General features: G+C 64.4%; 14 protein-coding genes. 10 read left to right on the plus strand and 4 right to left on the minus strand.

Going from position 1 to position 14,937, the window contains the following annotated elements; genetic code table 11:
- Positions 1 to 59: 59 nt before the first annotated feature.
- The 4 genes from H7C19_RS10680 to H7C19_RS10695 all read right to left on the minus strand — a co-directional run bounded on the left by H7C19_RS10680 (position 60) and on the right by H7C19_RS10695 (position 3,974).
- On the minus strand, positions 60 to 248 hold the full coding sequence (locus tag H7C19_RS10680) for a twin-arginine translocase TatA/TatE family subunit (protein ID WP_185142639.1): 189 nt from the start codon (positions 246 to 248) through the stop codon (positions 60 to 62).
- A gap of 450 nt (positions 249 to 698) precedes the next feature.
- Positions 699 to 1,451 (minus strand): twin-arginine translocase subunit TatC, encoded by a 753-nt coding sequence (gene tatC / locus H7C19_RS10685; protein ID WP_185142640.1) that lies wholly within the window; start codon positions 1,449 to 1,451, stop codon positions 699 to 701.
- On the minus strand, positions 1,448 to 3,169 hold the full coding sequence (locus H7C19_RS10690) for a GMC family oxidoreductase (RefSeq protein WP_185142641.1): 1,722 nt from the start codon (positions 3,167 to 3,169) through the stop codon (positions 1,448 to 1,450). Before H7C19_RS10690 ends, tatC begins: the two co-directional genes overlap by 4 nt.
- Positions 3,170 to 3,185: 16 nt before the next feature.
- Positions 3,186 to 3,974 carry a gluconate 2-dehydrogenase subunit 3 family protein gene (locus H7C19_RS10695; protein ID WP_185142642.1) on the minus strand — a complete coding sequence of 263 codons (789 nt, stop codon included), beginning with the start codon at positions 3,972 to 3,974 and terminating at the stop codon, positions 3,186 to 3,188.
- Positions 3,975 to 4,173: 199 nt separating this feature from the next.
- On the opposite strand from H7C19_RS10695, the gene dapF reads away from it, so the two are divergent.
- The 10 genes from dapF (at position 4,174) to fmt (ending at position 14,357) form a co-directional block, all read left to right on the plus strand.
- Positions 4,174 to 5,004, plus strand: a complete 831-nt coding sequence (gene dapF / locus H7C19_RS10700) for a diaminopimelate epimerase (RefSeq protein WP_185142643.1) — start codon at positions 4,174 to 4,176, stop codon at positions 5,002 to 5,004.
- A gap of 457 nt (positions 5,005 to 5,461) precedes the next feature.
- Positions 5,462 to 7,369 (plus strand): bifunctional homocysteine S-methyltransferase/methylenetetrahydrofolate reductase, encoded by a 1,908-nt coding sequence (locus H7C19_RS10705; RefSeq protein WP_185142644.1) that lies wholly within the window; start codon positions 5,462 to 5,464, stop codon positions 7,367 to 7,369.
- A gap of 170 nt (positions 7,370 to 7,539) precedes the next feature.
- Positions 7,540 to 7,800, plus strand: a complete 261-nt coding sequence (gene remA / locus H7C19_RS10710) for an extracellular matrix/biofilm regulator RemA (RefSeq protein ID WP_027084220.1) — start codon at positions 7,540 to 7,542, stop codon at positions 7,798 to 7,800.
- A 13-nt stretch (positions 7,801 to 7,813) separates the two neighbouring features.
- Positions 7,814 to 8,449 carry a guanylate kinase gene (gene gmk, locus H7C19_RS10715; RefSeq protein WP_185142645.1) on the plus strand — a complete coding sequence of 212 codons (636 nt, stop codon included), beginning with the start codon at positions 7,814 to 7,816 and terminating at the stop codon, positions 8,447 to 8,449.
- A 4-nt stretch (positions 8,450 to 8,453) separates the two neighbouring features.
- Complete coding sequence (gene rpoZ, locus H7C19_RS10720; protein ID WP_185142646.1) at positions 8,454 to 8,675, plus strand: DNA-directed RNA polymerase subunit omega; 222 nt, start codon at positions 8,454 to 8,456, stop codon at positions 8,673 to 8,675.
- Between the two features lie 4 nt (positions 8,676 to 8,679).
- Entirely contained in the window at positions 8,680 to 8,823 is a 144-nt protein-coding gene (locus H7C19_RS34255; protein ID WP_221469172.1) for a hypothetical protein, read from the plus strand.
- A 121-nt stretch (positions 8,824 to 8,944) separates the two neighbouring features.
- Positions 8,945 to 10,222 carry a bifunctional phosphopantothenoylcysteine decarboxylase/phosphopantothenate--cysteine ligase CoaBC gene (gene coaBC / locus H7C19_RS10725; protein WP_185142647.1) on the plus strand — a complete coding sequence of 426 codons (1,278 nt, stop codon included), beginning with the start codon at positions 8,945 to 8,947 and terminating at the stop codon, positions 10,220 to 10,222.
- Complete coding sequence (priA, locus tag H7C19_RS10730; protein ID WP_185142648.1) at positions 10,219 to 12,723, plus strand: primosomal protein N'; 2,505 nt, start codon at positions 10,219 to 10,221, stop codon at positions 12,721 to 12,723. The genes coaBC and priA overlap by 4 nt, the downstream gene beginning before the upstream one ends.
- A 19-nt stretch (positions 12,724 to 12,742) precedes the next feature.
- Complete coding sequence (def, locus tag H7C19_RS10735; RefSeq protein WP_185142649.1) at positions 12,743 to 13,231, plus strand: peptide deformylase; 489 nt, start codon at positions 12,743 to 12,745, stop codon at positions 13,229 to 13,231.
- A gap of 169 nt (positions 13,232 to 13,400) precedes the next feature.
- A complete protein-coding gene (fmt, locus tag H7C19_RS10740; protein WP_185142650.1) occupies positions 13,401 to 14,357 on the plus strand; it encodes a methionyl-tRNA formyltransferase in 957 nt (318 codons plus the stop codon).
- Positions 14,358 to 14,937: the final 580 nt, after the last annotated feature.

The raw sequence follows: 14,937 nt of genomic DNA on the forward strand, positions 1-14,937 counted from the left end.
TTCGATCGACCGTCCTTTCTGGAACGGTTTCGGGGCGGGTTCTTTTTCGCTTAGCGCGGCTATTCGATCTTGATCGGCTTGGGTTCCTCGTCCGAGCCGTCGTCCGCGATGCCCTTGGTCGAGTTGCGGAACTCGCGCAGCGTATCGCCGAACGCGCGTCCGAGCTGCGGCAGCTTGGCCGGCCCGAAGACGATCAACGCGATGGCCAGGATGATTACCAGGCCGGAAACGCCAATGTTGTTGAACATAGGGGGGAACACCTCCTTCCCGGAATGCGTGTTGCAAGGTCCCGTAAGCCGAAAAAAACGGGTTACAGCCGTTGAATTGGTCCGTTGGGGGGCTGTAAGCCGAAAAAAACGGGTTACAGCCGTTGAATTGGTCCGTTGGGGGTCTGTAAGCCGAAAAAAACGGGCTACAGCCGCGGAAGCGAGCCTAGGCGGCATGCTGCCTTAACGTTGGACTGGGGCCTGGTAAAATGCATTCCATTCTCAAGGGGAGTTACAACGGAGGAGCGCCGATTAAGCCGCAAAATGCGTCTTAAACCCGCTCAACGTCCGCCCTAGCATCGTCTAAGCCGCAAAATGCGTCTTAAACCCGCCCAACGCCCGCACGCGCGCCGATCCAGGCAGTCGCCGCTATCCTGCCGCCCACGAGCCTGCCGCCCACGAGCATGCCTCCCGGCACTAGCCGACCAAGCTTTAAGCCGGCCGAACCGTCAGCCGTTCCCGGCGGCGGTAGTAGCGCGTCGAGACGAAGGCGCTGATTTCGAACAGCACAATGAGCGGCACCGTCACCGACAGATGCGAGACGAAGTCGGGCGGCGAGATGCAGGAGCCGAGCACGGCCAGTCCGACATACGCGAACTTGCGCACCCGCTTCAGCGACGCGGGCGTCAGCATGCCGATCCGCGTCAGGAAGAGCAGGACGAGCGGCATCTCGAAGGCGATGCCCATCGGGAACAGGAAGCTGAGCAGGAACGACATATAGTGGTGGATGCCGTACACCTCCCGCGCGCCGATGCTCTGGTTCAGCCGAATCATGAAGCGAATCATCATCGGCAGCGCGACGGCGTAGCCGAAGCCCATGCCGGCGAGGAACAGCAGGAACGACACCGGCACGTACAGCAGCGTCGTCCGCGCCTCGGTCTCGGTCAGCCCCGGCCGGGAGAAGCGCCACGCGTGGTACATCGCGAACGGCAGCGTGAGCACGAAGCCGAGCAGCATCGCGCACTTCATGTAGACGAACAGCCCGTCCGACAGCGAGAAGACGCTCCACTCCACCTGCACCCCGCCCATATGGGTGCGCACGAAGGCGAGGAGGCGGGGCGACTCGTATAAACCGAAGGCGAGCGCGGCGAAGAACCAGAGCCCGACGTAGATCAGCCGTTTGCGCAGCTCGCCGAGATGACGGACGAGATCGCGGTCGAGCGCGAATCCCTTCCCCTCGCTCACGCGAGGGAACCGGGCTTCTGCAAATACTTCGCGACGCCTTCAGCCGCCCGATAGGCGAGTCCGCCTACCGTCGCCGTCGGGTTGTAGCCGCTGTTGTGCTGGAAGTTGGAGGCGCCGCAGATGAACACGTTCTCGGCGTCCCACATCTGCAGATAGTTGTTGACGACCGACACGGAAGGATCCGCGCCCATCGTCGTGCCCCCCGTGTTGTGCGTCGATTGGTAAGGGACGATGCTGTACGTGGACAAGCTGTCCCTCATCTCCGTCTTCGTCGCGCCCATCTGATCGGCGATCTCCTTCGTCTTGGAGGCGATGAACTTCACCAGCTCCTTGTCCTGATCCTCGAAGTCGAACGTCATCCGCATGAGCGGCAGGCCGAGCGCATCCTTGTAGACCGGATCGAGATCGAGATAGTGGTGGCGGAACGGGAGGGAAGCGCCTTGGCCGGCGATGTTCAGCACGCGGTTGGCGTACTTGATCGAGGCTTGCTTGAACGCCTGTCCCCAGCCCGGCGTGCCGGACGGCGTCGGGTTGTGCTGGATCGGCCTGAGCCCCGCCTGCGTATATCGGATGTTGGCGCCGTGGAGGAACTTCAGATCTTTGTGGTCGAAGTTGTCTCCGTTGAAGTCGTCGAGGCTGCTTCCGAGCGCGCCCGCGCCCATGAAGATGTTGAATTCCTTGTCGTCGTAGAAGGCGGTAGTCGACGCCCCGTTGACCTGATAGCAATAGTTGCGGCCGACGGCGCCCGTACCCGACTTCGGATCGTAGGGCTTGCCCAGCTTCGAAGTCAGCAGCAGGCGCACGTTGGAGAACACGTAGCTGGCCAGGACGACGACGTCCGCCGGTTGGAAGAACTCCTCCCCGGTCGGCGTATGGACGTACGTGACGCCCGTCGCTTTGCCCCCGGTGTGCGAGATGCCCGTGACGTTGGCGAAGGTCCGCAGCTCCAGCTTGCCCGTCTGCTGGGCGACCGGAAGCACGGTGACGACCGGGTCGGCCTTGGCGCCGTATTCGCAGCCGAACCGCTCGCAATAGCCGCAATATTGGCAGGCCGCCCGGGCGACGCCGTCCGGATTCGTGTAGTCCTGCGACAGGTTCGCGGACGGGATCATGTACGGTTTGTATCCGAGCTTCTTGGCGGCGTCGCTGAACAGCTTCATGCCGGGCGTGACCTTCATCGGACCGGTCGCGTACGGCTTGGACATCTTGCCGACGTTGTCCGGGGTCGTCGGCTCGCCCGAGATGCCGGCCATCTGCTCGTACTTGACGAAGTACGGCTCCAATTGGTCGTAGGTGATGCCCCAGTCCTGGAGCGTCATGCCTTCCGGCGTCTTGTTTTTTCCGTACCGTTCGATCGTCTTGCTGCGAATCTCGAAGTCGTAGGGCAGGAACCGGTAGTATTGCCCGTTCCAGTGCACGCCCGCGCCGCCTAAGCCGTCTCCCAGCAGGAAGGAGCCGTAGCTGCGCATCGGCAGCGCCCGGACTTTCTCGTTGTTGCGGTAGGTGACGGTTTCTTTGGACAAGTCTTGCATCAGCTCGTAGCGGTTCGCGTAGCGCAGCTCGTCGTGCACATGGTAGTAATCCTCGGTGCTGCGGCTTTTGCCGCGTTCGAGGCCTACGACTTGAATGCCCGCTTTGGTCAGTTCGGCCGCGATGATGCCGCCGACCCAGCCCATGCCGACGACGACGACCGGTACTTTCGGCAGTTTGGTAGCCATGGTTCCGCTCCTCCTCTCAAGATGTCAGGTGATCGTGCAGACTGAGCGGCTCCATCTTGACGAGCCCGTCTTTTTCGATCGCGTCCATGTAGCTCATTTGGTTGCCCGGGAAGTTGCGCATCTTCCAGCCGCCCATGTTCTTGTTGCCGCCGTAGAGCGGGTCCGAGTAGACGCCTTCGAGCGTCAGGCTGCGCATCATGCTGAAAAAGGTCGATGCCGGCACGCCTTTGACGTCGGCCTTGTCCGATTCGAATGCGGTGAGGACGGCGTCTTGTTCTTCGGGCGTCAGCTTGACGAATTTCTTCTTGTAATGGTTGTTGCTATACCCGTCCAACGCTTCGAGCCCGAGCACGAACAGCTCCCGTCTACGGAAGGCCATCTGATAGCCTTGATAGGCCTCGGCTTGGTAGAAGGGGGCCATCATGTAGTCGCGGGCGTTCGTGCCGTATGCGCTGGCCAACTGGTGGTCGATGAAGAAGGCGACGCCCAGCTCCTTCGCGCCGGGGCCGAGATCGTCGGCCGGGAAGAGGCGCTCCGTCGCGGCCTCGGTGATCTGGAATTGATTCTGGTTGAAAAACATGAACGCCTGATTGTAGTCGCGGTCGGACTCGGCGGCCGGCGTGGCGGGAGAAGCGCCCGGAGCGGGAGGCTTGGTCTTGCCGTCTTCCTTCCTATTCGCGCCGATCAGCCCGCCGACGACGCCGCCGACGACGACGCCCCCGATCGCGGTGCCGGTATACTTCAAGAATCTTCTGCGTGAATCGTCCTGCGGCTGCTGGGGCGGCCGCTTCTCTTCGTTGGCCATCGATCTCGTCCTCCTTACGTTGTGCGAAGAGCGTATGCAGTCGTATCATTTCCAGCCTTTGAAATGTTATCCATCCCGTCCCGGATCGGCGGAATAATGCAAATAAACTTGCGATTGCTGTATGCGCGCCGCGCGTATTTTCAGGTATGATAGGTACTCGGAAGGACAAACAACGGAAGCGATCTGGAGGGTGAAACCCATGCAATTCACGAAAATGCACGGACTGGGCAACGACTTCATCGTGGTGCACGGAGAGCAAGCGCTCCCGGCCGACGCTTCGGCGCTCGCGGTGCGCCTGTGCAACCGGTTCTTCGGCATCGGCGCCGACGGACTGGTCTATATTCTGCCGTCGGACCGGGCGGACTTCATGATGCGCATCATGAATTCGGACGGCTCCGAGGCGGAGCAATGCGGCAACGCGATCCGCTGCGTGGCGAAGTACGTCTACGACAACGGGCTGACGGACCGCGCGGAGATCACGATCGAGACGCTGGGCGCGGGCGTGCAGCCGGTTCAGCTGGAAGCCGCGGAGGGCAAGGCGCAGCGCGTGCGCGTCGACATGGGCAAGCCGATCCTGAACGGGCTCGACGTCCCGACGGCGATCGACGCGAACCCGGTCATCGACGCGCCGGTGACGGTGGACGGCCGCGAATTCCGGTTCACCGCCGTATCGATGGGCAATCCGCATGCCGTCATCTACGTGGAGGACGCGGCGGGATTCGATCTGGCGAAATGGGGACCGAAGCTGGAGACGCATCCGCTGTTCCCGCGCAAGATCAACGTGGAGTTCGCGACGGTCAACTCCCGCGGCCAAGTGGACATGCGCGTCTGGGAACGCGGTGCGGGCCCTACGCTCGCCTGCGGCACCGGCGCTTGCGCCACGCTGGTCTCCTCGGTGCTGAACGGGCATACCGACCGCCAAGCGACGATCTCGCTCGCGGGCGGCGACCTGCTCATCGAATGGGACGAAGAGAGCGGACGCGTCTACATGACCGGACCGGCCGCCGCCGTCTATACCGGCACGATCTGAACGGCGGGGGGACGTCCGCTCCTCGCGCGCCCGACCACGAACCCGGCCCAGGCCGGGTTTTTTTTACGTATGAGAAAGTATGAGTTCACCCCTCCCTCGCGGATACGTCTCCGATCATAACGTATCGCCGCTTCCAGGAAGACGGCGAAGCCGGTTTACTTGGTCATACAGAATTAATAAGTTGAGCGCCTATCCATTTCTGTATGACCTCCGATAAAAACGTGCCGCCATCTTCCCTGAAGACGGCGGAGCCGTTTTTACTTGGTCATACAGAATCTATAAGTTGAGCGCCTATCCATTTCTGTATGACCTCCGATAAAAACGTGCCGCCATCTTCCCTGAAGACGGCGGAGCCGTTTTTACTTGGTACTCGGCATGGCGGAAATATGCTACATTTAAATAGAATTGCGGGCCGCGCGCCCGCAGCGAACTCTGAACAGAATGGATGGGAAGCCTCTTGAAACCGGATTTGCGCGCAGCCCTCGCCGAGCGGGCGCTCGTCGGCGACGGCGCGATGGGCACTTATTTATATCAGCTCGGATTCCCCATCGGGGTGTCCTTCGAAGAATACAATCTGCTTCAACCGGACGTCATCGCCGACGTGCACCGCCGTTATATCGCGGCCGGCGCGGAAGTGATCGAGACGAACACCTTCTCCGCGCAGCACGGCAAGCTGGCCAAGTACGGGCTGGAGAAAAAAGCGGAGCAGATCAACGCGGCGGGCGTCGCGCTTGCCCGCAAGGCCGCCGGCGACCGGGCCTACGTCGTCGGGGCGATCGGCGCGATCCGCGCGGGACGGCGCAAAAACGTGCGGACGGCGAACATCCGGCGCGACTTCGAAGAACAGGCGGGCGCGCTGATCGGCGCGGGTCCGGACGGCTTGCTGCTGGAGACGTTCTTCGATCTGGAGGAGCTGTCGCTCGCGCTCGGCATCATCCGCAAGCTCAGCGATATTCCGGTCATCTGCCAATTCGCCGTCGAGGATCCGACGCGGACGCACGACGGCGTTCCGCTGCCGGAAGCGTTCGCGCGGCTGGCGGCCGAAGGCGCGGACGTCATCGGCTTCAACTGCCGAAGCGGCCCGAACGGCATCCTGCGCGCGCTCGAAGCGATTCCGCGCGACTTCGGCCTGCCGCTCAGCGCCTTTCCGAACGCCGGTCTGCCCGACTACGTGGACGGCCAGGTCGTCTACTCGGCGACGCCCGAATACATGGGCGCGAACGCCCGGCGGTTCGCCGATCTCGGCGCCCGGCTGATCGGCGGCTGCTGCGGCACGACGCCGGCGCATATCGCGGCGATCGCGGGCGCTCTGCGCGGCTACGCGCCCGATGCGCAGGCCGGCGCGGAGGCGTCCCAGTCGTCGCCGGCCGCGCGCGCGCAACCGGCAGAGCCCGCGCCGATCCCGGCGAAGGCGGCGGTGTCGCCTTCGATCGTCGAGCTGGTCCGCCAGCGCCATACGGTCATCGTCGAGCTGGATCCGCCGCGCGAGCTCGACATCGCCAAGTTCATGGCCGGCGCGGCCGCATTGAAGGATGCGCAGGCGGACGCGCTGACGATGGCCGACAACTCGCTCGCCGTGACCCGCATGAGCAACATGGCGCTGGCCGCGCTCGTGCAGGAGCGGGTCGGCATCCGGCCGCTCGTGCATCTCGCCTGCCGCGACCGCAATCTGATCGGGACGCAGTCGCACCTGATGGGCTTCGACGCGCTCGGCATCGACCACGTGCTCGCCGTGACGGGCGACCCGGCGAAGTTCGGCGACCTCCCGGGATCGAGCTCGGTCTACGACCTGACGTCGTTCGAGATCATCCGGATGATCAAGCAGCTGAACGAAGGCATCGCCTTCTCGGGCAAGCCGCTGAAGCAGAAGGCCGGCTTCGTCGTCGGCGCGGCCTTCAACCCGAACGTGAAGTATCTGGACAAGGCGGTGCAGCGGCTTGAGCGGAAGATCGCGTCCGGCGCGGACTACGTCATGACCCAGCCGGTATACGACGCGGCGCTGATCGAACGGATCGCGGAGGCGACCCGGCATTTGGCCGTGCCCGTCTTCCTCGGCATCTTCCCGCTGGCGAGCGGGCGCAACGCGGAATACCTGCACAACGAGGTGCCCGGCATCCAGCTCTCGGACGAAGTCCGGCGCCGGATGAGCGGCCTCGAAGGCCCGGCCGGCCGCGCGGAAGGCGTCGCCATCGCCAAGGAATTGCTAGATTCGGCCATGGCGCATTTCAACGGCATCTATCTCATGACGCCGTTCCTCTTCTACGACATGACGGCCGAGCTGACGCGCTACGTCAAGGCGCAAAGCAAGATTACGCGCGAAGACGGGCAAACCTCTTGTCCGCCCGGAGGATTTCAAGTAGAATAAAAAAATATGGCCAGCGATCGGGTCGTACAGCCGCATAGGCGCTACGTCCGGGAGGCCAAGTGTATCCACAGTCCCGCAGTATGCGGGGGGCCGCTTTCGGCAACAATGAGAGCGTAGTAGGGTTGCCCCGGGGCGCTGCTTGCGAGGAATGGACCGGAGGGAAAAGTGGCATGGCGATCAAGCTGATCAACATCGGATTTGGCAACATTGTGTCCGCAAATCGGATTATATCCATTGTCAGTCCGGAATCGGCACCGATCAAACGGATCATTCAGGAAGCGCGCGACCGGCATATGTTGATCGATGCGACGTACGGGCGCCGCACGCGCGCCGTCATTATCACCGACAGCGATCACGTCATCCTGTCGGCCGTCCAACCGGAGACGGTGGCGCACCGGTTGTCGACCAAAGACGACGAACATGACGAATGAATTGGGGAAGTCCATGAACAGAGGTTTGCTAATCGTATTGTCCGGCCCTTCGGGCGTCGGCAAGGGGACGGTCTGCGCCGCGCTCCGGCGCAAGCTGCCGGATCTGACCTACTCCGTGTCGGCCACGACCCGCGCGCCCCGCGCCGGGGAGAAGGACGGCGTCAACTATTTCTTCCGTACGCGCGAGCAATTCCAGGATATGATCGCCAACGACGCGCTCTTGGAGTATGCTGAGTATGTCGGGAACTATTACGGCACGCCCCGCGAATTCGTCGAGCAGACGCTGAGCGAAGGCAAAGATATCATCCTCGAGATCGAAGTGCAAGGCGCCGTCAAAGTGAGAGAGAAGTTCCCGGAGGGGATCTTCGTCTTTCTGCTCCCGCCGTCTCTTCGCGAGCTGAAGGAACGGATCACGGGCAGAGGCACGGAGTCCCAGGCCACGATCGACCACCGCCTGTCGGTTGCCGTCCAGGAGATGAACCTGCTGGAGCATTACGATTACGCCGTCGTCAACGACGAGATCGACACGGCCTGTCACCGCGTCGAGGCGATCCTTATCGCGGAACATTGCAAGCGGGAGCGGTTCCTTCATGAACTGTTCGAGGAGCTCGATCGCTTGCCGCTCACAGAAAACGTATCGGAGAGGTGATCGCATGCTATACCCATCGATCGATGAATTGGTTCGCAAGGTAGACAGCAAATACACGCTGGTCGTGGCCGCGTCGAAGCGGGCGCGCTCGCTGCGCGAAGGCAAAGCCAGCCACTTGAACTCGCCGAAGTCCCACAAGGTCGTAGGCGTCGCGCTCGAAGAGATCTACAAGGATTACATCACGGTCGAAGCGATTCGGAACGAAGAAGAATCCGAAGAAGAATGAACGCATGGAAAGGAACAATGGAAAGGAACAACCCTCGGGTTGTTTTTTTTCGATCTTCGGCGCTGATTCGCGTTTGTCGAACGGTTCCGGCTACCCGAACCCGCTGATTGGTGCGGCCGGCGGAGCTCGGTTCGACTTGAAGGCATAAGCAAATCCGAATCGTCCTGGCCGCAGGCGGGTTCGCCTCTTCTCGGAGCAGGCGGATCCGTTTTTGCGTGAGAAAAACGAGGGCTCGCGGGCGGGACGATGCGGAGAGGGAGAGTGACGGAATGAGCCAAACGTTAACGGGGAAAACGATCGTGCTGGGCATCACCGGGGGGATCGCCGCCTACAAGGCGGCTACGCTGTGCAGCCGGCTGGTCGGGCTCGGCGCCGAAGTCCGCGTCGCCATGACCGAGGGGGCGACGAAGTTCATCGCGCCGCTGACGCTCCAGACGCTGTCCCGCCATCCGGTCGCGACGGACGTCTTCGACGAGCGCGACGCGTCCGTCGTGCAGCATATCGATTGGGCGGACGCCGCGGACCTGGTCGTCGTGGCGCCGGCGACCGCCAATATGATCGCCAAGATGGCCCACGGCCTCGCCGACGACATGCTGAGCACGACGCTGCTCGCGACGACCGCGCCAATACTGGTCGCGCCGGCCATGAACGTGCACATGCTGGCGCATCCGGCCGTGCAGGACAACCTGGATACGCTGGCGCGCCGCGGCGTGCGGTTCATCGAGTCGGGCACCGGCCAGCTCGCTTGCGGCTATGTCGGCAAAGGCCGGCTCGCGGAGCCGGACGAGATCGTCGCGGCGATCGTGGAGCTGCTCGCGGGTCCGCGGCCGCTGGCCGGCAGGCGCGTGCTGATCACGGCGGGCGGCACGATCGAGCGGCTCGATCCGGTCCGCTATATCACGAACGACTCGTCGGGCAAGATGGGATTCGCCCTGGCGGAGTCGGCGCGGGGGCTCGGCGCCGACGTAACGCTCGTCTGCGCCCGGACCGACGGCCCGCCGCCGCCAGGCGTACGCGTCGTGAGCGCCGAATCCGCGGAGGAGATGTACGAGGCCGTCATGTCGCGGGTACCCGAGACGGACTTCGTGGTCAAGGCGGCGGCAGTGGCGGATTATCGTCCGGCACGGCGGCAGTCTTCGAAGATGAAGAAGGGGCCGGAGCAGCTCACGCTCGAGCTCGTTCGCAACCCGGACATCCTGCAGGCGATCGGGGATTGGAAGCAGGCCGGCGCGGCCGAAGGCGGCGCCGGACGGCGGACGCCGTTCGTCGTCGGCTTCGCGGCGGAGACGGGCGATACCGAGCGCTACGCGCTGGACAAGCTGAAGCGCAAGCGCTGCGACTTGATCGTGGCCAATGACGTTTCCCAGGCGGGAGCGGGCTTCGGCACGGATACGAATATCGTCAGCGTTTACGGCGACGAAGGCCTCGTGGCCGCGCTGCCGCTGCAATCCAAGCGGGCGGCGGCCGACCGGATCTGGCAGCTCGCCATCGAACGCGCCTCGTCTCCGGCGGCGCCTCCCGCCGGCGGGAAGGGGCCGAACGCATGAGGATCGCCCGCGTCATCGTCGACGTGCCGAGCCGGGAGACGGATCGGCCGTTCGACTATCTGGTGCCCGAGCGGCTCGCCGAATGGGTCGAGACGGGCAGCCGCGTCGCGGTGCCGTTCGGCGGCCGGACGCTGCAGGGCATCGTGCTCGGCTCGGCGGAGGAGGCGGAGGTCGATCGCAGCCGGCTGAAGCCGATCGCGGACGTGCTCGACGCCGTGCCGCCGCTCTCCGAGGAGCTGGTGGAGATCGGGCGCTGGATGAGCCGCCGCTGGCTGTGCCCGCTCACCGTCTCGCTGCAGGCGATGCTGCCCGCGGCGCTCAAGGGCAAGACCGAGAAGTATATCTCCCCCGCGCCGGACGCGGCGTGGACGGTGCTGGAACGATCCGTATACGCCGATTTTTTGCATGCCTTGGAGAGCGGGGGACCGCTCAAGCTGTCCCAACTGCTCCAGCAGCATCCGGAACGGGCGGACGCGGTGAAGCAGTGGCTGAAGCAGGGGAAGCTGGAGGAACGGCAGAAGGTGGAGGACCGGCTGTCGGTGAAGACGGTGCTGACTGTGTTCGCCCCGCCCGAAGCCGCGCTGCGGGACGCGCTGGCCGCGATACCTGCCCGGGCGGCGAAGCAGCGGGAGCTGCTCGCCTACCTGCTGGAGCATCCCGAGCCGATCGCGCAAGCCGCGCTGGCCGAAGCGGCCGGCACGACGACCGCGGCGATCCGCGCGCTCGCGGACAAAGGCATCCTCGAGGTGAAGGCCGTGACGGCGGAGCGCGACCCGTATGCGGATCGGCACTTCGCGCCGTCCGCGCCGCTGCCGCTCACGCCGGCCCAGCGGGAGGCGTTCGCGCCGATCGCGGAAGCGGTCGAGCGGCGGGCGCACGAGACGTTCCTGCTGCACGGCGTCACGGGCAGCGGCAAGACCGAGATCTATCTGCAGGCGATCGACCGGGCGCTGTCGCAAGGCCGCGAGGCGATCGTCCTCGTGCCGGAGATCGCGCTCACCCCGCAGATGGTGGAGCGGTTCAAGAGCCGGTTCGGCGCGCGCGTCGCGGTGCTGCACAGCCGGCTCTCGAACGGGGAGCGCTACGACGAGTGGCGCAAGATCCGCGAGGGCCGGGCGCAGGTGGCGGTCGGCGCGCGGTCGGCGGTGTTCGCGCCGTTCGCCCGACTCGGGCTGCTGATCATCGACGAGGAGCACGAGACGACGTACAAGCAGGAAGAGAGCCCGAAGTACCACGCGCGCGACGTCGCGGTCATGCGCGGAAGACTGAACGGCGCCGCGGTCGTGCTCGGGTCGGCCACGCCGTCGCTGGAAACCTACGGCGCCGCCATCGGCGCCTCGCCGGGCTTCGGCGACCGCGACGAAGCCGTCCGTCCGGTCTACATCCCGCTGCCGGAACGGGTAGCCGACCGTCCGCTGCCGCGGGTGAGCATCATCGACATGCGGGAGGAGCTGAGGCTGGGCAACCGGGCGATGTTCAGCCGAGCGCTCGCGGACGCGCTGCGGACGCGGCTCGAGCGGGGAGAGCAGACGGTGCTGCTGCTGAACCGGCGGGGCTACGCGACGTTCGTCATGTGCCGCTCTTGCGGCTTCACGGCGACGTGCCCGCACTGCGACATCGCGCTGACCTATCACCGCGGCTCGCAGAACCTGCGCTGCCATTATTGCGGCTACGCCGAGCGGGAGCCCGACAAGTGCCCGTCCTGCGAGAGTCCGCATATCCGGTTTTTCGGGACCGGGACGCAGAAGGTCGAGGAAGCGCTGGCGGAGACGTTCCCGGGCATCCGGGTCATCCGCATGGACGTCGATACGACGACGGAGAAGGGCTCGCACGAACGCTGGCTGACGGAGTTCCGCGAGCGGCGCGCCGACGTGCTGCTGGGCACGCAGATGGTCGCGAAGGGGCTCGATTTTCCCTACGTCACGCTCGTCGGCGTGCTCGCCGCGGACGCGGCGCTGCGGCTGCCCGACTTCCGCGCGGCGGAGCGGACGTTCCAGCTGCTCACCCAGGTGGCCGGGCGGGCGGGACGGCACGAGCTGCCGGGGGAAGTCATCGTGCAGACGTACGAGCCGGAGCACGAATCGATCGCGGCGGTCGAGCACCACGATTATCGCGGCTTCACGGGCCGGGAGCTCGGCCACCGTCAAGCGCTCGGCTACCCGCCTTACGGCAGGCTGCTCACCTTGACGCTGTCGCACGAACAGGTGCCGCTCTTGCTGTCGATGGGCCAGACGTTCGCGACGCGGATGCGGGAGCGGGCCGCGGCGGCCGGCGTTCGCGGGGACGATTCGTCGTCCGATCGCGCGGCCGAGGTGCTCGGGCCGGTCCCGTCGCCGATTCCGAGATTGAAAGATCGCTACCGTTTTCAATGTATGGTAAAATATCGGGGAGACGTGGACGCGCGCGCCTGGGCGGCGGAGACGCTGAAGGAGCTGGCGGAGACCGCCAAGCGCCACGGCGTGCAGATGAGCGTCGACGTCGATCCGCAAATGATGTTGTAGAAAAGGAAGGTTGAGCGCGATGTCCATTCGTTTGATCGTGAAGCATCCCGATGACGTGCTGCGCGAGCGCGCGCAGGAAGTGACGAAGTTTAACGCCAATTTGCACAAGCTGCTGGACGATATGGCCGATACGATGTACGACGCCGACGGCGTCGGGTTGGCCGCGCCGCAGGTGGGCATCTCGAAGCGGGTCATTGTCGTCGACGCGGACGAGGAGCACGGTCTGATCGAGTTGGTCAACCCGGAGGTCGTCTCCAAGGAGGGGGAGCAATTCGGGCCGGAAGGCTGCCTCAGCATCCCCGGACTGCAGGGCGACGTTCGCCGCGCGCTGAAGGTGAAGGTGCGGGGCCAGGACCGTCACGGCAAACCGGTCGAGTTCGAAGGCGCCGAGCTGCTCGCCCGCGCTTTTCTGCATGAGATCGACCATCTGAACGGCGTGCTGTTCATCGACTTGGCCGATTCGATTTATGAGCGCAAGCCGTCGGAGCAGGAAGCTGAGCAAGATTAACGGCCTGAGGCTTCGTTTGAGCCGAGAGGCGAATAGACGGCGGCTGTCGCCGCGCAAGTCCCGGAGACGGGCCGCCGTTCGGATCGCGGACGCCGAATCGCCCGATGGCGCGTATCGGACGTCGAATTAGAATGACAAGCGCGAAATGCGAGATAGGATGACATAGAAGATGAAGATTGTGTTCATGGGGACGCCGGAATTCGCCGTTCCTTCGCTGCGCGCCCTGCTGGACGTTGGCGGCGCGGAAGTCGTCGCCGTCGTGACGCAGCCCGACCGGCCGAAGGGCCGCAAGCGCGAGCTGACGCCGCCGCCGGTCAAAGCCTTCGCGCTGGAGCGGGGGCTCCAGGTGCTGCAGCCGGAGCGGATGCGCGCGCCCGAAGCCGTCGCGGCCGTCGCCGCCCTGGCGCCGGACTTGATCGTGACCGCGGCGTACGGGCAGATTCTGCCGCGCGGGGTGCTGGAGCTGCCGCGTCTCGGCTGCGTCAACGTGCACGGCTCGCTGCTGCCCCGGTATCGGGGCGGCGCGCCGATCCAGCGCTCGGTCATCGACGGCGCGCCGAAGACCGGGGTGACGCTGATGTTCATGGCGGAAGGGCTCGACACCGGTGATATGATCGCCAAAGTCGAGGTGCCGATCACCGACGAGGACACCTCCGGCACGATGTTCGAGAAGCTGAGCGCAGCCGGCGCCGAACTGCTGCTGCAGTGGCTGCCCCGTCTGGCGGACGGGACCGCGCCGCGCGAGCCGCAGGACGATTCGCTCGCGACGTACGCGCCGAACCTGACGAGGGACGACGAGCGGCTGGACTGGAGCGCCTCGTCGCGCGACGTATTCAATCGCGTGCGGGGATTGTCGCCGATGGCGGGCGCGTTCACGGAGCTGGGCGGCGAGGTGTTCAAGGTGCGGGGCGTTCGCGCGCCCGCGGCCGCGGATGCCGAGCTGCGCGCCGATTGGCGCGAGCAAGCGCCGGGAACGGTGCTGGACAGCGGAGGCGAAGGCATTCGCGTGCGGACGGGCGACGGCAGCGTCGTGCTGACGCAAGTGCAGCCGGCCGGCAAGAAGGCGCTGCCCGCGGCCGATTATGCGAGAGGCGCCAGACTGGCGTTCGGAACGGTGCTCGGTTAGGCGAGCGCCGTTTTTCGTTTGAGGGGGCCCGCGATCCGGCGGCTCCCGGAGGGAGTTGCGAGATTGCAAGAGCTGGTTGGCGGGATCGCGGCAGGAGCATGGGCGAGAACGCTAAAAGCGTTGTACCTAATACGTCACTTAAGCGGCAGATGGGCGATAACATCGAATGTAGCGTACCCAGTACGTCACTTGAGCGGGATGGGCGATAACATCGAAAGTAGCGTACCCAGTACGTCACTTGAGCGGTAGATGGACGATAATATCGAATGTAGCGTACCCAGTACGTCACTTGAGCGGCAGATGGGCGATAACATCGAAAGTAGCGTACCCAGTACGTCACTTGAGCGGTAGATGTACGATAACATCGAATGTAGCGTACCTAGTACGTCTCTTGGCAGGTCGATAGGTGATAACATCGAAAGTAGCGTACCCAGTACGTCACTTGAGCGGTAGATGGACGATAATATCGAATGTAGCGTACCTAGTACGTTACTTGAGCGGCAGATGGGCGATAACATTGAAAGTAGCGTACTCAGTACGTCACTTGAGCGGCAGATGGACGATAACATCGAATGTAGCG

This window comes from Cohnella nanjingensis, assembly GCF_014212125.1.
Lineage (GTDB): Bacteria > Bacillota > Bacilli > Paenibacillales > Paenibacillaceae > Cohnella > Cohnella nanjingensis.

Bases quoted from the DNA above. Each gene is read 5' to 3' on its own strand.
- gmk (WP_185142645.1), top strand. From the start codon at position 7,814: ATGAACAGAGGTTTGCTAATCGTATTGTCCGGCCCTTCGGGCGTCGGC.
- priA (WP_185142648.1), top strand. From the start codon at position 10,219: ATGAGGATCGCCCGCGTCATCGTCGACGTGCCGAGCCGGGAGACGGAT.
- dapF (WP_185142643.1), top strand. From the start codon at position 4,174: ATGCAATTCACGAAAATGCACGGACTGGGCAACGACTTCATCGTGGTG.
- rpoZ (WP_185142646.1), top strand. From the start codon at position 8,454: ATGCTATACCCATCGATCGATGAATTGGTTCGCAAGGTAGACAGCAAA.
- coaBC (WP_185142647.1), top strand. From the start codon at position 8,945: ATGAGCCAAACGTTAACGGGGAAAACGATCGTGCTGGGCATCACCGGG.
- H7C19_RS10680 (WP_185142639.1), bottom strand. From the start codon at position 248: ATGTTCAACAACATTGGCGTTTCCGGCCTGGTAATCATCCTGGCCATC.
- H7C19_RS10690 (WP_185142641.1), bottom strand. From the start codon at position 3,169: ATGGCTACCAAACTGCCGAAAGTACCGGTCGTCGTCGTCGGCATGGGC.
- H7C19_RS10695 (WP_185142642.1), bottom strand. From the start codon at position 3,974: ATGGCCAACGAAGAGAAGCGGCCGCCCCAGCAGCCGCAGGACGATTCA.
- fmt (WP_185142650.1), top strand. From the start codon at position 13,401: ATGAAGATTGTGTTCATGGGGACGCCGGAATTCGCCGTTCCTTCGCTG.
- remA (WP_027084220.1), top strand. From the start codon at position 7,540: ATGGCGATCAAGCTGATCAACATCGGATTTGGCAACATTGTGTCCGCA.
- H7C19_RS34255 (WP_221469172.1), top strand. From the start codon at position 8,680: ATGGAAAGGAACAATGGAAAGGAACAACCCTCGGGTTGTTTTTTTTCG.
- def (WP_185142649.1), top strand. From the start codon at position 12,743: ATGTCCATTCGTTTGATCGTGAAGCATCCCGATGACGTGCTGCGCGAG.